The 24,225-nt window shown below is 35.9% G+C and carries 23 protein-coding genes; 18 read left to right on the forward strand and 5 right to left on the reverse strand.

Annotated elements, in window-relative coordinates; translation table 11 throughout:
- The first annotated feature begins 422 nt into the window (after positions 1-422).
- The 5 genes from EKM02_RS07995 (at position 423) to arsB (ending at position 3,355) form a co-directional block, all read left to right on the forward strand.
- Entirely contained in the window at positions 423-683 is a 261-nt protein-coding gene (locus tag EKM02_RS07995) for a heavy-metal-associated domain-containing protein (protein ID WP_126453988.1), read from the forward strand.
- A 104-nt stretch (positions 684-787) separates the two neighbouring features.
- On the forward strand, positions 788-1,120 hold the full coding sequence (locus EKM02_RS08000) for an ArsR/SmtB family transcription factor (RefSeq protein WP_126453990.1): 333 nt from the start codon (positions 788-790) through the stop codon (positions 1,118-1,120).
- Between the two features lie 19 nt (positions 1,121-1,139).
- Positions 1,140-1,610 carry a DUF6428 family protein gene (locus EKM02_RS08005; RefSeq protein ID WP_126453992.1) on the forward strand — a complete coding sequence of 157 codons (471 nt, stop codon included), beginning with the start codon at positions 1,140-1,142 and terminating at the stop codon, positions 1,608-1,610.
- 15 nt (positions 1,611-1,625) lie between these two features.
- Entirely contained in the window at positions 1,626-2,258 is a 633-nt protein-coding gene (locus tag EKM02_RS08010; protein ID WP_126453994.1) for a low molecular weight phosphatase family protein, read from the forward strand.
- A 2-nt stretch (positions 2,259-2,260) separates the two neighbouring features.
- On the forward strand, positions 2,261-3,355 hold the full coding sequence (gene arsB / locus EKM02_RS08015) for an ACR3 family arsenite efflux transporter (RefSeq protein ID WP_126453996.1): 1,095 nt from the start codon (positions 2,261-2,263) through the stop codon (positions 3,353-3,355).
- A 371-nt stretch (positions 3,356-3,726) separates the two neighbouring features.
- Here the strand turns inward: arsB and EKM02_RS08020 are convergent, their stop codons facing one another.
- Together EKM02_RS08020 and rocD are read right to left on the reverse strand one after the other, a co-directional pair.
- On the reverse strand, positions 3,727-4,689 hold the full coding sequence (locus tag EKM02_RS08020) for an arginase (RefSeq protein ID WP_126453998.1): 963 nt from the start codon (positions 4,687-4,689) through the stop codon (positions 3,727-3,729).
- Between the two features lie 11 nt (positions 4,690-4,700).
- Positions 4,701-5,984 (reverse strand): ornithine--oxo-acid transaminase, encoded by a 1,284-nt coding sequence (rocD, locus tag EKM02_RS08025; RefSeq protein WP_126454000.1) that lies wholly within the window; start codon positions 5,982-5,984, stop codon positions 4,701-4,703.
- A 231-nt stretch (positions 5,985-6,215) separates the two neighbouring features.
- Here rocD and EKM02_RS08030 point away from each other — a divergent pair, with 231 nt between their 5' ends.
- From EKM02_RS08030 to EKM02_RS08060, 7 genes are all read left to right on the forward strand, one after another.
- Positions 6,216-6,668, forward strand: coding sequence for an Lrp/AsnC family transcriptional regulator (locus tag EKM02_RS08030; protein ID WP_126454003.1), 453 nt, complete (start codon positions 6,216-6,218; stop codon positions 6,666-6,668).
- 125 nt (positions 6,669-6,793) lie between these two features.
- Positions 6,794-8,887, forward strand: coding sequence for a penicillin acylase family protein (locus EKM02_RS08035; RefSeq protein ID WP_234423165.1), 2,094 nt, complete (start codon positions 6,794-6,796; stop codon positions 8,885-8,887).
- Positions 8,888-8,998: 111 nt separating this feature from the next.
- Positions 8,999-9,769, forward strand: a complete 771-nt coding sequence (locus tag EKM02_RS08040; protein WP_126454007.1) for a dienelactone hydrolase family protein — start codon at positions 8,999-9,001, stop codon at positions 9,767-9,769.
- A gap of 215 nt (positions 9,770-9,984) precedes the next feature.
- A complete protein-coding gene (locus tag EKM02_RS08045; protein WP_126454009.1) occupies positions 9,985-10,998 on the forward strand; it encodes a M28 family metallopeptidase in 1,014 nt (337 codons plus the stop codon).
- A 270-nt stretch (positions 10,999-11,268) separates the two neighbouring features.
- Positions 11,269-11,847 carry a non-canonical purine NTP diphosphatase gene (locus tag EKM02_RS08050; RefSeq protein ID WP_126454011.1) on the forward strand — a complete coding sequence of 193 codons (579 nt, stop codon included), beginning with the start codon at positions 11,269-11,271 and terminating at the stop codon, positions 11,845-11,847.
- Between the two features lie 204 nt (positions 11,848-12,051).
- On the forward strand, positions 12,052-13,974 hold the full coding sequence (locus EKM02_RS08055) for a DEAD/DEAH box helicase (protein WP_126454013.1): 1,923 nt from the start codon (positions 12,052-12,054) through the stop codon (positions 13,972-13,974).
- Between the two features lie 88 nt (positions 13,975-14,062).
- Positions 14,063-14,830, forward strand: a complete 768-nt coding sequence (locus tag EKM02_RS08060; RefSeq protein WP_126454015.1) for a carboxypeptidase-like regulatory domain-containing protein — start codon at positions 14,063-14,065, stop codon at positions 14,828-14,830.
- Between the two features lie 354 nt (positions 14,831-15,184).
- Here the strand turns inward: EKM02_RS08060 and EKM02_RS08070 are convergent, their stop codons facing one another.
- A complete protein-coding gene (locus EKM02_RS08070) occupies positions 15,185-16,648 on the reverse strand; it encodes an aminoacyl-histidine dipeptidase (RefSeq protein WP_126454018.1) in 1,464 nt (487 codons plus the stop codon).
- Positions 16,649-16,757: 109 nt separating this feature from the next.
- Here EKM02_RS08070 and EKM02_RS08075 point away from each other — a divergent pair, with 109 nt between their 5' ends.
- Positions 16,758-17,819: a DUF3810 domain-containing protein gene (locus EKM02_RS08075; protein WP_126454020.1), complete on the forward strand. Its 1,062-nt coding sequence runs from the start codon at positions 16,758-16,760 to the stop codon at positions 17,817-17,819.
- Between the two features lie 529 nt (positions 17,820-18,348).
- Here EKM02_RS08075 and EKM02_RS08080 read toward each other — a convergent pair.
- Positions 18,349-18,921 (reverse strand): FAD-dependent oxidoreductase, encoded by a 573-nt coding sequence (locus tag EKM02_RS08080; protein ID WP_126454022.1) that lies wholly within the window; start codon positions 18,919-18,921, stop codon positions 18,349-18,351.
- 430 nt (positions 18,922-19,351) lie between these two features.
- Here EKM02_RS08080 and thrS point away from each other — a divergent pair, with 430 nt between their 5' ends.
- The 4 genes from thrS (at position 19,352) to rplT (ending at position 22,724) form a co-directional block, all read left to right on the forward strand.
- Positions 19,352-21,298, forward strand: coding sequence for a threonine--tRNA ligase (gene thrS / locus EKM02_RS08085; protein WP_126454023.1), 1,947 nt, complete (start codon positions 19,352-19,354; stop codon positions 21,296-21,298).
- A 16-nt stretch (positions 21,299-21,314) separates the two neighbouring features.
- Positions 21,315-21,872: a translation initiation factor IF-3 gene (gene infC, locus EKM02_RS08090; protein ID WP_370273076.1), complete on the forward strand. Its 558-nt coding sequence runs from the start codon at positions 21,315-21,317 to the stop codon at positions 21,870-21,872.
- 138 nt (positions 21,873-22,010) lie between these two features.
- Entirely contained in the window at positions 22,011-22,208 is a 198-nt protein-coding gene (gene rpmI / locus EKM02_RS08095; RefSeq protein ID WP_022827375.1) for a 50S ribosomal protein L35, read from the forward strand.
- A 171-nt stretch (positions 22,209-22,379) separates the two neighbouring features.
- Positions 22,380-22,724, forward strand: coding sequence for a 50S ribosomal protein L20 (rplT, locus tag EKM02_RS08100; RefSeq protein ID WP_035633036.1), 345 nt, complete (start codon positions 22,380-22,382; stop codon positions 22,722-22,724).
- Between the two features lie 104 nt (positions 22,725-22,828).
- Here the strand turns inward: rplT and EKM02_RS08105 are convergent, their stop codons facing one another.
- A complete protein-coding gene (locus tag EKM02_RS08105) occupies positions 22,829-23,689 on the reverse strand; it encodes a hypothetical protein (protein WP_126454025.1) in 861 nt (286 codons plus the stop codon).
- Between the two features lie 338 nt (positions 23,690-24,027).
- Between EKM02_RS08105 and EKM02_RS14775 the strand changes: the two genes are divergently transcribed.
- Positions 24,028-24,192 (forward strand): hypothetical protein, encoded by a 165-nt coding sequence (locus EKM02_RS14775; protein ID WP_156063249.1) that lies wholly within the window; start codon positions 24,028-24,030, stop codon positions 24,190-24,192.
- The last annotated feature ends 33 nt before the right edge of the window (positions 24,193-24,225 follow it).

A 24,225-nucleotide genomic window follows, 5' to 3' on the forward strand; every position in this document is an offset into this window, starting at 1 on the left:
AGAGGTGATGAGTATCTGTGGATATAACTATATTTTTTTAGATAAAATTTGGACCATATAATACATGTGTTTGGTATTAATACCCATTAATTAGTCATGTAGCTTTAAAAATCGTTTCAAAACTTCATAAGATGTGACAAAAACTCTTTTTAATAATTGTGTCAATATACCTTTTGTACTACTTACATTAGCGTATCAATAGATTATGACAAGTAAATAATGTGCTCTCTAACGCTAATTTATTTAACACTAGAGTAGCAATATCCTTTTCCAAACCGTTTCGTCGCATTCGTGTTTTTTCTTACTAAGACTATTGCTTTTTTAAAATTTAAAAAATGATTATTTATTGGTTTTATATCCTATAAATAACTAACTTTAAACTACTTAAGTACCTAAAAAAACAAATCTTAAAAAAAAAAATCATGAGCATACTCACTGACAATGTAATTCCGGGAAATCATGGTAAAATTTTTGGCACCAATGCGATCAAATATTTGGATTTATTAGAAATTAAAGCATGTCTGCTAAAATTAGACGGAGTAAAAGACGTCCTTTTGAATACTAATCTTTTTCCGAGAGAATTTACAGTACATACCTCCAAGATGATTCCCGTAAGTGCAATTGAATATCAGGTCCGATCAGTTGGATTTCACGCCATTCCAAAAGAAGTATTTGAACTTTAATTTTCATAGGTAGCTTTTAAAAATTAACACTATTTAAAAAAAAAATCAATTTAGTTTGTTTGTTTTAAATCTATATCGTAATATTGCAATATAAATATATAACGATGGGAATTACTAAATCAGACCATTTCACAGACGAGCAAAACGAATTGGCAACTTTAGCCAAAGCCATAGGCCATCCTGCACGTATTGCTATTATTCAACACCTCATCAAGGTAAATAGTTGTGTGTGTGGTGATATTGTAAACGAACTGCCTCTAGCCCAGCCTACGGTTTCGCAGCACTTGAAGGAACTTAAAAATGCCGGACTTATAAAAGGCAATTTTGAAGGAAATGCAATTTGTTATTGCCTAAACGAAGAAGGCTTTAATAAAATAAAAGGCTTTTTTCAGCACATCAATACTTATTTAGAAAACAAGAAAAATCAATGCTGTTAATTTTTAAATTACAAAAATAATGAAACTATCCGAAATTAAAAAAGAGTTGATCACATTAGACAATGTTGCTTTTGTATTACCAAACGGAACCTTTGTTCCTGAACATTTTCATGTAACAGAAGTGGGTTTGATCACTAAAAAATTTATTGACTGCGGTGGAAAAGTTAGAAAAGAAACTGTGGTAAATTTTCAATTATGGGATGCCAATGACTTTGATCACCGCCTAAAACCAAAAAAACTTTTAGAAATCATTTCGCTTTCAGAAAAAATACTGGGCATTGATGATTATGAAGTCGAAGTCGAATTCCAATCAGAAACTATTGGGAAATACGACATTCGTTTCAACGGAACAGCATTTACCTTAATCAACAAGCAAACGGCTTGTTTGGCAGAGGATCAATGCGGAATTCCTTCCGAGAAACAAAAAGTAAAATTATCCGAAATCCCAAGTCAAACCAATACTTGCACCCCTGGTGGTGGCTGTTGCTAATTTTAAAACTAAGATATGACATTAATCAAAACAAACATATTTCCAGAAATAGAAACACAAATAGCTGCCTTTGGTTTTGAAGATATTTCAGTTGAACGCAAAATTATTTTGCAACCGCTAATTGACTTTATTCAGACAAAAGTAGCCCATCAACAAGAGATCAGATTGAATTTGATTTGCACACACAATTCCAGAAGAAGTCATCTGGCACAAGTTTGGGCACAAACTGCCGCAGCACATTTCAATGTAAAAAATGTATTTTGCTATTCTGGTGGGACCGAAGCAACTGCTTTATTTCCTGTGGTTGCCCAAACTTTAGTACAATCAGGATTCAAAATCAAAGCAATCACAGCAGGAAATAATCCCATTTACACCATAAAATATGGAGAAAATGAGCCTCCTATTATTGGTTTTTCCAAGACCTACGATGATGATTTTAATCCGCAAAATGAATTTGCAGCGATTATGACTTGCTCTCAAGCAGATGGAGGCTGTCCTTTTATCGCTGGTGCTGAAAAACGTATCCCAATTACTTTTGAAGATCCAAAAGCATTTGACAACACTCCACAACAAGCCGAAAAATATCAGGAGCGAAGTTTACAGATTGCCACCGAACTGTTTTATGTCTTCTCCCAAATAAAATTATAAATATGTCAGCATCTACTTGTTTTCCCGCAGCAGAAAGAAAAAAACTAGGTTTCCTAGATCGATTTTTAACCCTCTGGATCTTCCTTGCAATGGCACTTGGTGTCGCTATAGGGAATTTCATCCCTTCCAGTGGAAATTTTATTAACGCTTTTTCCAGCGGAACAACTAATATCCCACTCGCCATTGGTTTAATCTTAATGATGTATCCGCCATTAGCCAAAGTGAATTATAGTAAAATGGGGGACGTATTCCAAAATACCAAAGTATTGGGTGCTTCCCTGTTCCTGAATTGGGTGGTAGGCCCAATCCTCATGTTTTCATTAGCTCTACTTTTCCTTAATGGATATCCGGAATATATGATTGGAGTCATCTTGATCGGATTAGCGCGATGCATTGCGATGGTAGTGGTTTGGAATGATCTGGCCGACGGTAATAGAGAATATGCCGCTGGATTAATCGCTTTGAATAGTATTTTTCAGGTATTACTTTACAGCGTATATGCGTATGTTTTCATAACCATTTTGCCACCGTATTTTGGTTATACCGGTTTTGATGTGACAATCAGTATTGGTCAAATTGCAGAAAGCGTAGGTATTTATTTAGGAATTCCATTTGCTTTGGGAATAATCAGCCGGTATGGCCTTATAAAACTCAAAGGCGAAACTTGGTTTCAAAACAAGTATATACCTTTTATTTCTCCTATTACTTTAGTGGCCTTGTTATTTACCATCATATTAATGTTTAGTCTGAAGGGTGCATTAATTGTGCAAATCCCCCTGGATGTAGTTCGGATAGCTATTCCTCTTGTCATTTATTTCACCTTAATGTTTGTGATCAGTTTTTTTCTCGGAAAGTATTTTGGTGCTGATTATTCTAAATCTACCGCAATCGCTTTTACGGCAACCGGAAACAATTTTGAATTGGCTATTGCAGTTGCAATTGGCGTTTTTGGAATCAACAGCGGACAAGCATTTGCCGGCGTTATTGGCCCACTGGTCGAAGTTCCGGCGCTAATTGCATTGGTAAACGTCGCTTTTTGGTTTAGAAAAAAATATTATACAAAACCCGAATTAGACCCAAAAACTGAAACCTCTTAAGTGTTCCGCTACTAAAGAACTCAACTATTTTATTAAAGCCTCTCTTTATTTTAAACTTGTTTTAAAACAGTAAATCTGTGGAGATCTAAAAAACTAAAATAGAATTTAATCCAGATTCAAAACAGAATGAATGAAATTAAAGAGGTCATTATCACTGGTGGCGGACAAAGCGGATTATCTTGTTGACACTATTTAAAACGCAATAAATTAAACGTTTTTCTCCCTGAATAAAAAAAATGTGGTGGTGCCGGGCAACATGCTGGGGATAGCCTAACGCTTTTTTATCCTGCCGAACACAATTCATTGCCCGGCTGGCTGATGCCAAAAAATCTAAAACTGATTTCGGGTTTTTTTATACACGCTAAAAAAAATTATTCTGCAGAAATAACTAGTTCTGAAGTAATGGCTTCTAAAACTTCAAAAGCAGTTTCTGCCATTTTATTTCCTTTGGTGTCTAATAATGGGTTAATCTCGACAAATTCGATGCAAACCACTTTTTTGGTTTGAACAATTTGTTTGATGATCGCTATTACTTCATACTGATCAAAACCTTTGGAAACCGGTGTTCCGGTCCCGTAAGAAATCATATCACAATCCATAGAATCCACATCAAAAGAAACATATAGCACTTCACAATGCGATAGTTTAGTTAATGCTTCCGCGACACACTTTCGTAAACCGCGATACCGCACTTCATCAACTTTATAATTTTTGATTTGCAATTTTTCAATTTGCTTATCCTCCTCTTCTTCGGTATCCCGAACGCCAAAATATACCAGGTTTTCTGCCAAAACTTTCGGTCCCTTACATCCTATATTTTTCATGTCTTCCCAGTGCTGTTGGGTTTCCGGAGGCACTTCGTTATTCTGGGAACTCAAATTATCATCCGCAAGAGCCGCAGATAGGGGCATTCCATGAATATTACCGGATGGCGAAGTATAAGGAGAATGTAAATCCGCATGGGCATCAATCCAAAACACCCCGATATTTTGTTCCGGAAAAGCTGCTTTTATACCACTTAATGTTCCTAATGCCGAAGAATGATCCCCTGATAAAACAATTGGAAAATAATTTCCTGCTAAATTTTTCTGTACTGCATTACAAACTCTGGTGCATTGCTCCACTACATGCTCAATTCGTTTAGCCGAAGAACTTCGGTTTTTATCATATATGGATTCGTTGTGCGTTTTGACATCTTCAAACTCAAACTGATTAAAATAATCACTGTTTTGATTGATTGCCGCAATTTCGATAGCATCAATCCCTAAGTCGGATCCTCGTGTACCAGCACCTATATCGGATCTGTTCTTTATTAATTTTATAGATTTTCCCATTGTACTTAAGATTATTTGAAATCGTTTAGAGCTCGCTCAATTATACCCAAACATTCCTGTATTTGAGGTTCTGAAATTACTAATGGTGGTGCAAATCGAATTTTGTTGCCGTGTGTTGGTTTTGCCAATAATCCATAATCTCTAAATTTCATACAAATATTCCAGGCCAAATCAGATTCTTCGTCACTATTGATGACTATGGCGTTCAGTAATCCTTTTCCTCTAACCAACGTGATTAATGGATTTCTGGAAGCAATCTCATTAAGTCCTGTTCTTAAAACTTCTCCTAAGTACGCCGCATTTTGTGCTAAATTTTCCTCTTTTACAACTTCCAGTGCAGCAATAGCCACAGCCGCTGCAACAGGATTTCCTCCAAAAGTGGACCCGTGTTGTCCTGGTTTAATCACATTCATAATGGGATCATTCGCTAAAACTGCCGAAACTGGGTACACACCGCCCGAAATAGCTTTTCCTAGAATAAGGATGTCTGGTTTTACTTCCGGTCTGCCTTCACATCCTTTTTTACAGTCACAATTTCCACAAGTTGCTAATAATCTTCCCGTGCGTGCAATTCCTGTTTGCACTTCATCCGCGATAAATAGAACGTTATGTGCTTCACAAAGCGCTTTCGTTTTTGCTAAATATCCTTCGGCAGGAACATACACTCCCGCTTCTCCTTGAATTGGTTCCACTAAAAATCCGGCAATATTTGGGATTGATTTTAATACGTTTTCTAGAGCGTCAACATCATCGTACGGAATTTTAATAAATCCAGCAGTGAATGGTCCAAAGTTTTTACGGGCACTCTCATCATTCGAAAATGAAATGATTGTTGTTGTTCTTCCGTGAAAATTGTTTTCACAAACAATGATTTGTGCTTGATTTTCAGGAATTCCTTTTACCTCATAGGCCCATTTTCTACATAATTTTAAAGCAGTTTCCACTGCTTCAGCACCTGTATTCATGGGCAACACTTTATCAAAACCAAAATACTTAGTCACATATTCCTCAAAAGGTCCTAGTTGATCATTATGAAAAGCACGTGAAGTTAAGGTCAATGTTTGTGCTTGTTTTATCATTGCATCCACAATTTTTGGATGACAATGCCCTTGGTTTACGGCAGAATAGGCCGATAAAAAATCATAATATTTTTTTCCGTCTACATCCCAGACATAAACCCCTTCGCCTCTTTCTAAAACCACAGGTAAAGGATGGTAATTGTGTGCTCCGTATTGATTTTCTTTAGCTATTAACGCTTCCGATTTTGAAGAAAGGTTTTGTTCTGTGTGTGTCATGATATTCCTATTTTGATATTACAAAGTACAAAACTACAGATCTTTTTTTAAATTGACAATAAAAATAAATATTTTGACTTTTTTAAAAGTATTATTTTAAATAAATTACTTAATTTACAAGAAAAAAAGTCATTTTTTAAATATAAAATTCAAATAATAGAACTATTCCCATATAAATAAAAATAAGTACTTTTATACAAACACAAAAGCATCATTTATAATTAAACCAACATGGATATACTAGACGAGTTTGATATCAACATTATCAAAGAATTAGAGAAAGACGGAAGAATGGCGTATTCTGCTATTGCAGCCAATCTAAAAATATCAAATACAATGGTGCATCAGCGCATGAACAGATTAACAGAACAAGGAATACTTATCGGAATAAAACCGGTCATCAATGAAAAGAAAATTGGATATGATTGGGGATCATTCACAGGAATTACCTTGAATAAAGACCAAGATTCTGACCGGATTATTGAGGAACTGAAAAACATTCCAGAAATAACGGAATGCTATTATATCACCGGATCTTTTACCCTTTATATAAAAATAATTGCCAAAAATCATGAGCACATGCGTAAAGTTCTGTATGAAAAAATAGACACTATTCCGGGTATTGCCAAAACAGATTCCATAATTGAACTGGGGTGTGCATTTAAACGAAACGTAAGTCTCTAATTTAAAATTCAATAATAATGACGTATTTCAAGAACCATTTACCCCTTGCAGTTTTAATTTTTTGTTTTAGTTGCTCCCTGTTTTCACAAAAGATATCAAACCAAGAACTAGAAAGACTAAAAAAAATGTCGCAACAAGTCACTATTATCAGAGACAATTGGGGAATTGCGCATGTGTATGGCAAAACGGATGCAGATGCCGTTTTTGGAATGCTGTACGCACAATGTGAAGACGATTTCAAACGGGTAGAAATGAATTACATTGAAAAACTGGGCCGTCTTTCCGAAATCAAAGGACAGTCCGTTTTGTACAATGATTTAGAAATTAAACTTTTAATCGATACCGAAGATGCTAAAAACGATTTTAAAAAAGCGGCGCCTTGGTTGAAAAAATTATTAAACAGTTATGCGGACGGGATCAACTTTTATCTACACAATCACCCCGAAGTAAAACCCGCTTTATTAACTCATTTTGAGCCTTGGTTTCCATTGCTTTGGACTGACGGAAGTATTGGAGCCATAAGCACAGCTGATCTTTCTACTGGAGAATTGAAAGCTTTTTATTCGGGAAACACCGATAAAGTGGCCTATATAGAACGAGAAAAAGACGTACAAACGGGTTCTAACGGATTTGCAATTGCACCTTCAAAAACAGCGTCTGGGAATGCCATTTTATACATTAATCCGCATACCACTTTTTATTTCAGGCCAGAAATACAGATGAGCAGTCAAGAAGGGCTGAATGCGTATGGAGCCGTTACTTGGGGACAATTTTTTATTTACCAAGGATTTAACGAAAACTGTGGCTGGATGCATACCTCCTCAAGTGTTGATGTTGCGGATATGTATGCCGAGAAAATCGTGACCAAAAACAACAAACTATTTTACGAATACGATACCAAATTAGTTCCGGTTGTCGAGAAAAAAATAACCATCAAGTATCTGGAAAATGGAAAATTGATTCCTAAAACATTCAATACTTATTATACCAATCACGGTCCAATCATGGCCAAAAGAGACGGGAAATGGATTAGCTTAAAATCCAATAACCGTTCGATGAAAAGTCTGGAACAAAGTTGGATACGAACAAAATCAAAAAGTTTTGAGGACTATAAAACTGCAATGGATTTGAAAGCCAATACCTCAAACAATACTGTTTATGCCGATAAAGAAGGAAACATTGCCTACTGGCATGGGAATTTTGTTCCCATTCGGGACAAAAACCTAAATTGGTCAAAAGTAATGGACGGTACGACACCGTCTACACAATGGAAAGGATTACATGAAGTTTCAGAAACAGTACATTCTTACAATCCTATAAACGGCTGGTTACAAAACTGTAATTCTACACCATATACCGTGGCAGGAGATTATAGTCCAAAAGAAGAAAATTACTTGCCTTATATGGCTCCAGACGGAGAAAGTTTCAGAGGATTAAATGCTGTACGATTATTGAACAAAGGCAATAAATATACACTAGACAAAGTGATTGCTGACGGTTACGACACGAAACTAACGGCTCTCGAAGTGTTAATTCCATCCTTAATTTCCAGTTTTGAGAAAAACATCAGTCCCGAAGATCCGCTTTATACAGAACTGTCAGAACCGATAACCTTATTGAAAAACTGGGATTATTATGCCCGGGAAAATTCTGTGGCTACCACCTTAGCTGTGGAATGGGCTTATAAATTAGACCCCATTATTCAAAAAGTATATATTGATCAGGGCCAAAAGGACCAAGTAGAAAATACCCGTGATTTTGCTAAAAATGCGTTTCCAGATCAACTGATTCCACAATTGCAAATGGTGATAAACGAATTGAAAATAAAATTTGGTGCTTGGCAAATTCCTTGGGGCGAAATCAATCGTTTCCAGAGAACATCAGGCGACATAAATCTGGTTTATAGTGATGCTTTGGAAAGTTTACCTATTAGTTATGGACCAGCGCTTTGGGGAAGTTTACCTGCTTTTAAAAGCAATTATCAAAAAGATACCAAAAAACGCTACGGATTTAACGGAAATAGTTTTGTGTGTGCGGTGGAATTTGGACCAAAAATAAAAGCCAAATCGTTACTTGCGGGAGGAAATAGCGGTGATTCAAAATCGAAACATTTTTACGATCAAGCTGAAATGTACCGAAAAGGACAATTCAAAGACGTATTATTTTATAAAGAGGATGTCCAGAAAAATGCCGAAAAAACATATCATCCCGGCGAGTAATCGCTTGTCTGTACGCCATAAGAATTAAAAATTACGTCATCAATTAAAAAATCAAAACCTTAGTTTTAGGATAAATTGATTGAGACATTTGTAAAAATAAAAACATCTAATATGAAAAATATTTTCTTTGTCTTTTTAGGATTCTTTTTGTTTTCCAATGACACATTTGCACAATTAAAATCCGTCAAATACACGGATGGAAACCAACAATTAAACGGCTTGTTTATTGCACCAAAAAAAGGAAGCAAAACTAAACCCGGAATTTTAATCCTTCCTGCTTGGAAAGGAATCGATACACATTCAAAACAATCTGCTGAGAAACTTTCAAGCATGGGCTATTATGCATTTGTAGCTGATATTTATGGCCAAGGGAATTATCCCGTAACCACACAAGAAGCCGGAAAGCAAGCTGGTTTTTACAAAAACAATGTGGCTGATTATCAAAGACGTATTCAACTTGCTTTAGACCAATTAGTAAAAGAAGGCGCAAATCCTGCCAATATCGTAGTAATAGGCTATTGTTTTGGAGGAACAGGAGCACTTGAAGCTGCAAGAGCAGGAATGAAAATTCAAGGTGCGGTTTCTTTTCACGGAGGTTTAGGACATGATGCCGCAAGGGTAAATAATCCAATCACGGCTGAAATCCTGGTTTTACATGGCGCTGACGACACCTATGTGCCAGCAACGGAAGTATCGGCCTTTCAACAAGAAATGAGAGATACAAAAGCAGAATGGGAAATGATTTATTATGCAAATTCCGTACATGCTTTTACTGAAATTGAAGCTGGCAATGATAATTCAAAAGGAGCAGCGTATAACGAAAAAGCCGCTACACGTTCTTGGGAGCGCATGAATTCTTTCTTAAAAGAAGTTTTAAAATAATTTAGAAAATATAATTTTTCCAAAAACAGTAAAAGTTCCGTTTTTTTGTTAGTTTTATAAATTAAATTGTCTAAAAATACAATTCCACTAATTTAGGCGAAGAGCCATTTCTTTCCTAAAAAGCTGCCTGTTATTTTTTATTAACTTTATTCTATTCCTTATTATAGTATCCCTTTTTTTGCCCGATACGCCTTTATTAATCAACAGTAAAAAAAATGAAAAAAATCTCTTTATTATCCTTCATGGTTCTTCTAACCATCAGCTGTGCTTCTCAAGAATCTAGCGTTGCTCGCGTTGATCCTACAAAATACATGAATACAATAACAGCTAGCGAACTAAAAACGCACCTTTATATTGTTGCTTCAGACGAAATGGAAGGCCGTGAAACAGGATCTGCCGGGCAAAAAAAAGCGGGGATGTACCTCATTGATCAATATAAGGAAAATGCAATTTCCTTTCCTACAGACGCTTCTGACTATTACCAAAAAATTCCTGCCGCCTTCCTAAATGCAAAACGCAATGAAAACTTACCGGATTCTGAAAACATTTGGGCCTATATTGAGGGTTCTGAAAAACCAAATGAGGTCTTGGTCATTTCTGCCCATTACGACCACGTAGGGACAAAAAACGGAGAAATTTATAACGGCGCTGATGATGATGGTTCCGGAACTGTTGCATTATTAGAAATTGCACAAGCATTCCAAATCGCTAAAAAAGCAGGTCATGGTCCAAAACGCTCCATCCTATTTCTCCATGTTACCGGCGAAGAACATGGTCTACATGGTTCCCGATATTATTCTGAAAATCCTCTATTCCCATTAGCCAATACCATAACCAATATCAATATTGACATGATAGGCCGTCGCGATGATGCCCACGCCAGCAGCAATAATTACGTATACGTCATTGGAGCCAATCGATTATCAACTGATCTGGATAACATTTGTACCATTGCAAATGCTAAATACACCAATCTTGTTTTGGATTACAAATTCAATGACCCAGAAGATCCAAATCATTTTTACGAACGTTCTGACCATTATAATTTTGCCAAAAACGGTGTGCCTTCTGTTTTCTTTTTTAATGGCGTCCATGCTGATTACCACAAACCTACTGATAGTCCGGACAAAATTGAATATGATGCCTTGACTAAAAGAGCCCAGTTTGCATTTGTAACCGCCTGGGAACTGGCAAACCGCGCCGAAAGACCTATAGTAGATAAAAAATAAAGTTTGTATTTGGGCACATCCACGCTTTCACTAGCGTTACAGCGTGGTCGGGCTATTCGTTACAATCTTTTATATCTTGTCAGGATTAAAAACACTGACAAAATATAAAAGGATTTCCACTGCTATCCCTTGTGCAAACCCACAAGGAACGGATTGTCTCATTTATTAATTCATTGGCTATCCAATAAAAAACTTCAAATTCTATCTAAATAATTTTACCGGACAACACTGTTTTTAAAAAATGTATATTTGACAACCTAAACTAAAAAAATGCAACTCGTTTTCGCTTCCAGCAATAAAAATAAAATTTTCGAATTACAAAGCATGCTTCCTAAAACCATAACCATTGTAAGTTTAGAAAGTATCGGTTGTCTTGAAGACATACCGGAAACAAGCGATACGATTGAAGGCAATGCCATTCAGAAAGCAAATTACATCACTGAAAAATATGGATGCGATTGTTTTGCAGACGATACTGGACTCGAAGTCCATTCCTTAAATGGAGCACCCGGCGTTTATTCTGCCAGATATGCAGGCGAGCAACGCGATGCAAATGATAATATGACTAAATTATTAGATGCCCTTTTGGATAAAGAGGATAGAAAAGCACAATTCAAGACAGTTATAGCACTAAATCTAAACGGGAAACAACATCTGTTTACCGGAATTGCTGGTGGTGAAATAACCTTAAAGAAAACTGGTAATCAAGGTTTTGGTTACGATCCGATCTTTCAACCTGATGGCTATCAGGAAACTTTTGCCGAATTATCATTAGATATAAAAAATAAAATAAGCCATAGAGGAAAAGCAACACAACAACTGATTCATTTTCTAAAGATGAATAAATAAACGATTCAATTGTACTATTTTTATAACAAAAATTTGAATTCCAAATAAAAATTTCACACTAAATACACCAAATCAAAACGATTAATTTTCAAACAAAACGATAACATTCTGATAATCAAATTATAATAAATTGTAAAATCTTAAAATAGCATTAGTTTATATGAATTATAAACAGTAATTTTGCACCCTATTTTAAAAATACATATGAATAAATTTGAACAATTAGGATTGAGTGAATCGTTACTGAAGGCGATTTTAGATCTAGGATTTGAAAATCCGACCGAAGTACAGGAGAAAGCGATTCCCCTATTATTGGAAAAAGACACAGATATGGTTGCGTTGGCTCAGACAGGGACAGGGAAAACGGCAGCATTTGGATTTCCAGTTATTCAGAAAATTGATGCCAACAACAGAAATACTCAAGCATTAATTTTATCTCCAACACGCGAACTTTGTTTGCAGATTACCAACGAAATTAAAAACTACTCTAAATACGAAAAAGGTATTAATGTGGTAGCAGTTTACGGTGGAGCTAGCATTACAGATCAAGCGAGAGACATAAAGAGAGGCGCGCAAATTATTGTAGCAACTCCAGGAAGAATGCAAGATATGATTAATAGAGGTCTGGTAAACATCTCTCAAATCAACTATTGTATTCTTGACGAAGCTGACGAAATGTTGAACATGGGTTTTTACGAAGATATCGTAAACATCCTGTCTACTACGCCAGACGAAAAAAGCACTTGGTTGTTTTCAGCTACAATGCCTGCCGAAGTAGCACGAATTGGAAAACAATTCATGAAAGACCCAATTGAAATTACAGTTGGAGCTAAAAATTCAGGTTCTGCAACAGTATCGCATGAATTTTACCTTGTAAATGCTCGTGATCGTTACGAAGCTTTGAAACGTTTAGCCGATGCTAATCCAGATATTTTCTCAGTAGTATTTTGTCGTACCAAAAGAGATACGCAAGCTGTTGCTGAAAAATTAGTTGAAGACGGATACAGTGCTGCTGCATTGCACGGAGATTTATCTCAAGCGCAACGTGATGGTGTAATGAAATCTTTTAGAGGAAGACAAATCCAAATGCTTGTAGCTACTGATGTTGCTGCACGTGGAATTGACGTTGATAACATTACTCACGTAGTAAATTACCAATTACCAGACGAAATTGAAACCTACAACCACCGTTCAGGTCGTACTGGCCGTGCTGGTAAATTAGGGACTTCTATCGTAATCGTAACTAAAAGTGAATTGCGTAAGATTTCTTCAATTGAAAGAATCATCAAACAAAAATTCGAAGAAAAAACGATTCCTTCTGGAATTGAAATCTGCGAAATCCAATTATTACACTTAGCTAATAAAATTAAAGATACCGAAGTTGATCACGAAATTGACAACTATCTTCCTGCAATTAATAGCGTTCTTGAAGGTTTATCAAAAGAGGAATTAATCAAGAAAATGGTATCGGTTGAATTTAATCGTTTTATCAATTATTACAAGAAAACCAGAGATATTTCTAATCAAGCTTCCGGTTCTGAAAGACGTGAGCGCGACGACAGAGATGGTGCTCCGAGAGAAAACAACAATGGTGGTGCAACACGATATTTTGTGAACATAGGTTCCAGAGATAACTTTGACTGGATGTCATTGAAGGATTACTTGAAAGAAACATTGGACTTAGGTCGTGATGACGTTTTCAAAGTTGATGTAAAAGAAGGATTCTCTTTCTTTAACACAGATCCGGAACATACCGATAAAGTAATGGAAGTATTGAATAACGTACAATTAGAAGGACGCAGAATCAATGTAGAAATTTCTAAGAATGATGGTGGCGGAAGACGAGATCACAATGGAAGAAGTTCTGGCGGAAGTTTTGGCGGAGGTCGTTCTGGTGGCGAAAGAAGTTCAGCTCCAAGAAGAGAAGGTAGTTTTGCTCCAAGAAGAGAAGGTTCTGGTGGATTTAGAAGCGACAGAAATTCTGCTCCTAGAGAAGGTGGTTTCGGAGCAAGAAGAGAAGGTGGTTTTTCATCTGACAGACCTCGAACAGAAGGTTCTGACAGAGCACCAAGACGTTCTGAAAGCTTTGGTGACACACCAAGACCAAGAAGACCAAGAAGAGACTAACATTCATTGTTAATATTCTTATAATTATATACTGAAACTACAAAATATTTAATCCTGTTTTATTACTTTTAAAGTCTTAAATCAGTTTATGAAATATTTTGTAGTTTTCTTTTTTTTAGTACTATCTGTACCTGCTTTTGCGCAAGTTAAGAAACCTTCCCAAAAAGTTGATGGTGTCATCATCAGTAACACAACTAGAGAACCATTGTCTAGTGTAAACATCATTAATATTAATAAAGTCAGAGGAGCGACAACCGATTCAAGAGGCCATTTTGAAATCGATGTACAACTAAATGACACACTTCACATTACCAGTCTCGGATTCCAATCGCTTCGTGTCCGGGTTACTAATGACTGGATAAAAAATAAAAGCACCAAAATACAGCTAACAGAAAAAGCAATTGCTCTTGAAGAAATAGTTATAAGACCTTTTAATCTAACCGGATATCTTGAAGTAGATACTAAAATTATTCCTATCAGTGAAAATTACCGCTACAGTATTTCCGGATTAACACAAGGATACGAAGCGGGTCAATATTCCCCAAATGCATTTGGAAGAGTATTGGGCTCCATCTTTAATCCAGCAGATATGCTCTATAATTTCTTTGGTAACAACCCCAAAGAACTCAAGAAACTAAAAGAATTAAAAAAGGATGATACCGTTCGAAATCTATTGGAATCAAAATTTGACAGAGAAACTATTGCGGTACTTTTAGGTATTGACAAAAATGAAATTCCTGAAATTTTGCAACGCTGCAACTACTCTGAATCGTTTATAAAAACAGCAAACGACCTACAAATCATGGATGCTATCAGTGGCTGTTATGAAGAATATAAAGTTTTAAAGATAAAATAAAACATACTCTTATATTGAAATTTTGCCATTTCCATAAATTAAATCATTCCTCAATTCTTAAAGAAATTGGGGCTTTTTTAAAGTAATATTTCAAACAAATCAAAAATATTATATACATTTACCTACATCAAGAATTAAAAACAAAACCTAAATACTCCTATTATGGCAAAAAGTCAAGACGCGAAGAAAACCGCAAAGAAAGAGCCTTTAAAAACGGCTAAAGAAAAGAAAGAAGAAAAAAGAGACAAGAAAAACACTCCCAAAAGAGACTAATTATTAGTGAGCAGTGAGCAGTTTTTAGTATTCAGTTACAAATAGACTGAATACTAAAAACTGATTACTGAACACTTTGTTTTATTTGACTGGAATAGTAGCTAAAATTTCCAAAACAAATTTCCAAAATTTCTGAGAAGAAGAAATACTAGCTCTTTCATCAGGGGAATGCGCTCCGTGAATGGTTGGCCCAAAGGAAATCATGTCCATATCCGGATAATTTGTCCCTAGAATTCCACATTCTAATCCTGCGTGACACGCCACTACTTTTGGTTTTTCACCGTTTTGTTTTTCGTATATTGGCACCAAAACATCCAAAATTTCAGATTCTGAATTTGGTGTCCAACCAGGATATGCACCTGAAAATTCTACTTCACAACCCATTAGTTCAAAAGCGGAACGCAACGCATTGGCCAAATCAAATTTAGCCGTTTCAACAGAAGAACGTGTTAAACATTGTACTGAAAGTTGTCCATCACCTACAATTACTTTGGCAATATTATTCGATGTTTCTACTAAATCTGCAAAATCAGCACTCATGCTGTACACTCCGTTGTGCGCCGTATACATAGATCGTACAAAATAAAACTGAGCAATTGTCGGCATTACTCTAGCAGGAGCTGCCTCCATTTTTTCAAAAACAACTTCTAAATTTGGCTCTGTCGTTTTAAGTTCCGTTTTGATTTCGTTTACAATTTGCTGCATGTCAAAAACAAAAGCTTCATCATACACTTCGGCAATAATTACTTTAGCTTGACTTTCACGCGGAATTGCATTGCGTAAACTTCCTCCTTTTATTTCGGAGATTTGCAAACCAAAATTATCAAAACCATCAAATAACAATCGGTTCATGATTTTATTGGCATTACCTAACCCTTTATGAATATCCATTCCGGAGTGACCGCCTTTCAGGCCTTTTACAGTAATTGTATACCCCACAGAACCTTCGGGAGTGGCCTCTTCATCATACTCTGCAGTGGCCGTCACATCAATTCCTCCTGCACAACCAATATCTATTTCATCATCTTCTTCCGTATCCATATTTAAAAGAATTTGACCTTGCAGAATACCTCCTTTTAAGTTCAGTGCTCCTGTCATTCCTGTTTCTTCGTCAATAGTAAACAAAGCTTCTATTGCAGGATGCGGAATATCAGTACTTTCTAAAATTGCCATAATCGCAGCAACTCCAAGACCGTTATCAGCACCAAGCGTTGTTCCTCGAGCACGAACCCAATCTCCATCTACATACATATCGATTCCTTGGGTATCAAAATCAAAAACAGTATCAGCATTTTTTTGGTGCACCATATCCAAATGTCCTTGAAGTACGATAGCTTTTCGGTTTTCCATACCAGCAGTTGCCGGTTTTCGGATAATTACGTTGCGAATTTCATCTTCAAAAGTCTCTAATCCAAGGCTTTCGCCAAATTTTTTTATGAACGCAATCACACGATCTTCCTTTTTAGAAGGACGAGGCACGGCATTCAAATCGGCAAACTTGTTCCAAAGTGCTTTTGGTTCCAGACTTCTTATTTCTTGACTCATTTATTTGTGTTTGAGGTTTAACATTTACAAGTCCCAAAGTTACAAAGTTTAAATTCCTTACGGTAGTAATTGATATTGTAATTATATTTACATTTCCAAAATTCAACCATTGAAAACAAAATATTTCCTTTCCTCCTTTCTATTTATCCAAATACTGCTTTTACAAATTATTTCCTTCTATCCGGAACAGGTAGAAGAATGGTATAGCAATGGTCTCTACCCGATACTTTCGTTGTTCTCGAGAACCATTCTGGGAGAAATTCCATTTTCCATAGGCGATTGTCTCTATTTCATAGTTATTTTATTTGTTTTCAAATGGCTTTGGAACAAACGAAAAACATGGAAATCCAATTGGAAAGACACCCTTTTGAGTATATTGAGCTTTGTTTCGGTTTTTTACTTTTTGTTTCATGTACTTTGGGCACTGAATTATTACCGTGAACCGCTTTTTGAAAAAATGGAAATTCAAAAAGACTATTCAGATGCTGATTTATTGGCTTTCACCAAAAAAATAATTGCCAAAACCAATGCCGTTCAAAACCAACTCACAAAAAATGACAGCTTGAAAGTGGTATTCCCGTACTCTCAAGAACAGGTTTTTGAAATGAGTATGAATGGATATAAAAACCTGGAAGCGGAACATCCTTACTTCGCCTATTCAAACCTAAGTGCTAAAAAATCGTTAATTAGTTTGCCCTTGACCTACATGGGTTTTGGAGGCTATTTGAATCCGTTTACCAATGAAGCACAGGTTAATTACCTGGGTCCAATGTACAGTTTCCCCATGACTACTAATCATGAAATGGCACACCAAATAGGCTTTGCAAGCGAAAGTGAATGCAATTTTATTGGGTATTTAGCTTCGGTCAAAAATGATGATTTGTATATTCAATATTCAGGGTACAGCATGGCTTTGCGATATTGTTTAAGCAACTGGAAGGCCCGAGACGAGGTGGTTTTTAAACAATTATTAAACACTGTTCATCCCGGTATTATTAAAAACTACAAAGAAAGTGAGCATTTCTGGAAGCAATACGACACGATTATCGACAAAGGATTCCATGCTTTTTATGATCAATTCCTGAAAGCAAACCAGCAAAAAGACGGCATCGAGGGCTATAGTAAATTTATAAATTTGATGGTAAATTATTACAAAGAAAAGGATTTTTAGTCCTAAAGTTTGAAAGTAAAAAGTCTTAAAGTAAAATGATTATCCTTTCAATAACCCGTCAAACTGTCTAAAAACCTCCATTTTGAGTTTTTGTTCTCGGACTCCTATCTTTGAAAAATCTCAAATATGGGATTCTCAGAGACTTGTTTTAGGTTTTTAGACAGACTGCCGTTGGGTGCAATTAATTTTTGATGATAATTTTCGTCAGTTCGAGTGATCCCGCTTTTGGGCGGGATTATATCGAGAACTAGAAAATTAGTATTAAAAACTGTTCTCGATACATTTTTTGTTCCGTTTTACTACACAAAAAACACTCGAACTGACGTTTTAAATAATTACACCCAACGGGTTTTTAATACTAATTTTTGAGACAGATTTAAATATTTACAAAGAAAAAAGAGAATTTAAAGCACTATTTTAAAGTACTTAATTTGATTTTTATTGCAGACTAATGAAAGCAAAAAGGTTAAAGTCGAAAGACAATAAACTTAAAAAGACTTTCAACATTTGACTTTAAGACTTTACACAATTAAACCTCGTCACTTGCGAAAATTATAAAACTTTTCTTTTTGTAGGGTCTTATGATTAGTCTTTCTTCCTGATCAAAACGAATGTAGTTGTAGACCCAATTCAGGAATACGACGGCTTTATTTTTGAAACCAATCAGTGAAAACAAGTGGACAAACATCCAGACAAACCAGGCAAAAACGCCGCTGAAATGGTATCCAGGCAAATCGACTACCGCTTTATTCCTTCCTATGGTTGCCATAGAACCTTTATCATTGTATTCAAAAGCTTCCATGGGTTTATTTTCAATTAATTTTATTAAGTTTTCGCCCAATAATTTCCCTTGCTGCATCGCAGGTTGCGCCATCATGGGATGTCCTTGCGGATAGGTTTCGGATTCCATGGAAGCAATAGAACCAGCTTCAAGACCGCCTGTAGCAACTTGATACAGCAGTGGTTGGAAAGTATGGTAATTGTGTTTATCTAAAAGGACAACTTGGACTTTCTTATTTTTGAGTTTTTTAGCTAACGCAATTCCGGCAAAGCCACCGCCTATAATAACTATTCTGGGTAAAGGTGAGTTTGGGATGTTCATTTTTATTGAAATATTTTTTAAAGGTGCTAAAGAATCAAAGATACAACGTTTTAAAATGTGAATTGACAAAGTGAAGGGTGAGAAGTAAATGGTAAAGAGTCAAATTAAACATTTTAAAAATTGGATTTTATTCCGCAAGATCAGGATTTTATTTTTTTAAAGTCCGTCAGAAAACTAATCGTGTAATTGAGTTTTGATAAATGTGAAAAGGCTTTTCCTTTGTTTTACGAAAGAAAAGCGTGCAATAGATAGTAGAAAACGAACGAAACGAACTAAAAAAGCAGACAACTCCCCCAAAATAAATGATTGCTTTTCATTCGTTTATAATCCGTTATGATTTTGTATTTACACCCATATAGCAACAAACCTTACTTATATATTGTGTGTATTTCTGCAATGCGCTATATTTGCATTCTTAAAATAATAAACAATGATTAAGATTACTTTGCCCGACGGGTCAGTTAAAGAGTTTGCTTCAGGGGTAACACCGATGGATGTTGCTAAAAGCATTAGTGAAGGATTTGCCAGAAATGTGATTTCGGCTTCTTTTGATGATACAACTATTGAAACCACAACTCCTTTGACGACAGACGGCAGTCTTATCTTGTATACCTGGAATGACGAGGGCGGAAAAAAAGCATTCTGGCACTCTACTTCGCATGTTATGGCACAGGTTCTGGAGGAAATGTACCCAGGAATCAAATTAACGCTCGGACCAGCAATATCTAATGGATTTTATTATGATGTGGATTTTGAAGATCAAAAAATAACGGACGCGGATTTTAAGAAAATTGAGGATCGTGTTCTTGAAATAGCAAGAGGAAAACATGAATTCAAGCTGCGTCCTGTATCTAAAAAAGCCGCTTTAGAATTATACAAAGACAACGTTTATAAAACAGAAATGATAACCAATCTTGAGGACGGAACGATTACGTTTTGCGATCATGATACGTTTACTGACTTATGCCGCGGTGGTCATATTCCAAATACTGGAATCATCAAAGCGATGAAAATAATGAGTGTTGCCGGTGCCTACTGGCGCGGTGATGAAAAAAACAAACAGTTGACCCGGGTTTACGGAACTTCGTTTCCGAAACAAAAGGATCTTACGGAATACCTTTTATTACTAGAAGAGGCAAAGCGTCGCGACCATAGAAAACTAGGAAAGGAATTAGAGTTATTTGCTTTTTCACAAAAAGTTGGAGCAGGCTTACCGTTATGGTTGCCAAAAGGAGCTGCATTGAGAGATCGTTTAGAACAGTTTTTAAAAAAAGCACAGAAGAAAGCGGGTTATGAGCAAGTAATTACGCCACATATAGGTCAGAAGGAATTGTATGTCACTTCAGGACATTATGCTAAGTATGGTGCTGATAGTTTTCAACCTATAAGCACTCCTGCTGAAGGTGAAGAGTTTTTATTGAAACCTATGAACTGTCCCCATCACTGCGAAATTTATAATGTAAGACCATGGTCCTACAAAGATTTACCAAAACGTTATGCTGAATTTGGAACCGTTTATAGGTACGAACAAAGTGGTGAATTACACGGATTAACCCGTGTAAGAGGATTTACTCAGGATGACGCTCATATTTTTTGTACACCGGAACAACTGGATGAAGAATTCAAGAAAGTAATTGACTTGGTATTGTATGTATTTGGTTCATTAGGATTCGAAAACTTTACCGCTCAGATTTCTTTGAGAGACAAAGAAAACAGAGATAAGTATATCGGTAGTGATGAAAATTGGGAAAAAGCAGAAAATGCGATTATTAATGCTGCTGCAGATAAAGGGCTGAACACCATCGTTGAATATGGTGAAGCCGCTTTCTATGGTCCAAAATTGGATTTCATGGTAAAAGATGCTTTGGGAAGACAATGGCAATTAGGAACCATTCAAGTAGATTATAACCTGCCGGAACGTTTTGATTTGACCTACAAAGGATCTGACAATGAATTACACAGACCGGTGATGATTCACAGAGCTCCTTTTGGATCAATGGAACGATTTATTGCTATTTTATTAGAACATACTGCAGGAAATTTCCCTCTTTGGTTAATGCCGGAACAAGCTATAATATTGTCTTTGAGCGAGAAATATGAAATATATGCGAAAAAAGTTTTAGATTTGCTAGAAAATCACGAAATTCGCGCCCTCATAGATAATAGAAACGAGACAATCGGGAAGAAAATCAGAGATGCCGAAATGCAAAAAACCCCGTTTATGTTGATCGTAGGCGAGGAAGAAGAGAGAAACGGAACCATCTCTATCCGTCGTCACGGACAAGAAGGAAAGGGAAATATCAGCGTTACAATAGACGAATTTGTTGCTATTGTAAATGAAGAGATCAATAAAACATTAAAAGTATTTACAGTTTAACTTAAATTATAAAGTCATAGCAATAAGAAGCAACAGAGGTTACCAACCTCGCGTAGAAAAAAAAGATGCACACAGAATAAACAGTCTTATTCGTGGTGTACAAGAAGTAAGACTTGTAGGAGAAAACATTGAGCCGGGAGTTTTTAAACTTTCGGAAGCTCTAAGATTAGCGGATCAATTTGAATTGGATCTTGTTGAGATTTCTCCAAATGCAGAACCACCGGTGTGCAAAATCATGGATTACAAGAAATTTGTTTACGAGCAAAAGAAACGTGATAAGATCCTAAAAGCGAAATCTACACAAGTAGTCGTTAAGGAAATCCGTTTTGGCCCTCAAACAGATGAACATGATTATGAATTTAAGAGAAAGAATGCAGAAAAATTCTTGAAAGAAGGAGCCAAATTGAAAGCATTCGTTTTCTTCAAAGGGCGTTCAATCATATACAAGGATCAAGGTCAAATCTTATTGTTGAGATTGGCAACAGATCTTGAAGAATTTGGAAAAGTAGAAGCCATGCCTGTTCTGGAAGGAAAGAGAATGATCATGTTCATCGCTCCTAAAAAGAAAAAGTAATATCCTCCCCTAACCCCTCCGAAGGAAGGGAACAAAAAAAAGAGAAACAAATATAACTTCTCGTCACCCTCCCCTTTGGGGAGGGCTGGGGAGAGGAAAAAATAAGTAAGTACGAATAAATTAAAACACTAGGAAAAAATGCCTAAAATGAAAACCAAATCTAGCGCCAAGAAACGTTTTAAAGTTACTGGTTCTGGAAAGATTAAAAGAAAGCATGCTTTTAAAAGTCACATTTTGACTAAAAAGTCTAAAAAACGTAAATTAGCATTGACTCACTCTGCGCTAGTTCACAAAACAGATATGAAAAGCATCAAACAACAATTAAGAATTATTTAATAAGTCTTAAAGTTGCAAAGTCAAAGGTCTTAAAGCCTTTGGACATTCGACTTTAAAAACTTTTGACTAAATAGTCTTTAGGTTAAAACAATTTAAAATAACCTTGGAGTACGGCCATTAAGCGCTTTTGATTTAATTCAAGCCGCCTGCTACAAAAAAACAATAAAAATTATGCCAAGATCGGTAAATTCAGTTGCAAAAAGAGCAAGAAGAAAAAAAATAATGAAGCAAGCCAAAGGTTTCTTTGGTAGACGTAAAAACGTTTGGACAGTCGCTAAGAATGCGGTAGAGAAAGCAATGTGCTACGCTTACCGTGACAGAAAAGTGAACAAAAGAAATTTCCGTGCATTATGGATTCAACGTATCAACGCTGGAGCTAGATTGGAAGGAATGTCTTATTCACAATTCATGGGTAAAGTAAAAGCTAACGGAATCGAATTGAACCGTAAAGTGCTTGCTGATTTAGCAATGAATCACCCAGAAGCTTTCAAAGCAGTACTTAATAAAGTAAAATAAACGTTTTATAACTCAATTTAGATTACTTACTTATATAAAAAACCCAATCCGAAAGATTGGGTTTTTTTGTTTACATACGGTTCAGCTTAACTGCTTCTGCACCATCATTGCATTAAATTATACTTTTTGATAATGTACTTGGTAATAGGCTTTAGTGGTTTTCCCGTTACTGGGTGAAATCCTGCCATATTGAAAAGTTCTATCACTCCATCACGCTTACAATACCACACGATAGGTGTCTCTTTATTAAAGAATTGCAACGTACTACTACAATCTACTTTCTTTAATTTCATTACCTCCTCATCAATGGAACTACTAATTCCAAACTGTCCATTGTCTTTCAAGCAATCTACTGCTACATAATAATTCCCCTCCCATTTCATACAGTCCTTCTCTGGAAAAAAAATTCCTTTTACAGTATATCCCATAAAAAATAATGCCATCAAAATAGCAAGAATAATTCCTGATTTTCTCCAATGCGTATATTGAGAGATTCCTGCTAGAACATTATTAGTAGGGTTCACTAATTGAATACCAACATCAGTTATTCTCTTTTTTTGAAACGCTTTAACACTTTCTTGAGCATCTCTTTCGCTACTCTTACCATGGAGTAAATACGTATTATAAGGCCTTGGAATAAAATCTACCAAAATGGCTGCTAATTCTATTCTAGCCGCAGTATCAGAATCTTTCTGTCCTTTTAGAAAGGATATAATGGGTTTAAATTTTCCGAGATCAAAATTTTCAATTACCCGTCTCAAAGTATCCTCCGCTTTAGCATCAAAAAACATTTTAAATACATTTTCATCTGCATTAGACAGGCCATTACCCAATTTCATCAAGCATAGATTCCGCAATTGTGCAGGGGTTGGATTTAATAATATTCCCGACACTTCATCCATTTTAGAGACTTGATATTCTGCTTTAATGGCACGTTTATACTCCTCAAAAGTAATTTTATTCATACTCCTATTTTGGTATTTATAAGCATTAGTCGGAAACTATCAGAATTACCGGAATTACCGGAATTCCTTTGAGAACAAACTGCACTATCCTCATTCCTTTGCTTAAGAATTCTTTGCTGTCTTGAATTGCAATCAAGACAAATGTACAAAACTAGTTCTTAAAAAAAGTGTTACAAAACAGCCTGGTCGGTCTATTCGGGAAGTATAGATGGTCCTATTCTGTTTTCAGCACACTTACTTCCCAAAAAAGCTAATCTTTTATGGTAGGCTAATCCTGATAACAATTCAATTTCGAAATCGGACTGACCAACCCATATTTAATTTTAATTCAAAAAAAAATGAAAAGAATACTACTAGTATCGTGTTTAATCATTGCCGGAATTGCAATGGTTTCCTGTACCAATGACGAAGTACAAACCACTCCAGATAACAAACAACAAGTATCCGCTGATGATACAGGAGGAGGTGCGAATGGACAAACTAAAATTCCTCCTCCAAAATAAAAATACAAATATAGAATTACATCCATATCTAAA

This window comes from Flavobacterium sp. RSP49 (genome assembly GCF_003968735.1).
Lineage (GTDB): Bacteria > Bacteroidota > Bacteroidia > Flavobacteriales > Flavobacteriaceae > Flavobacterium.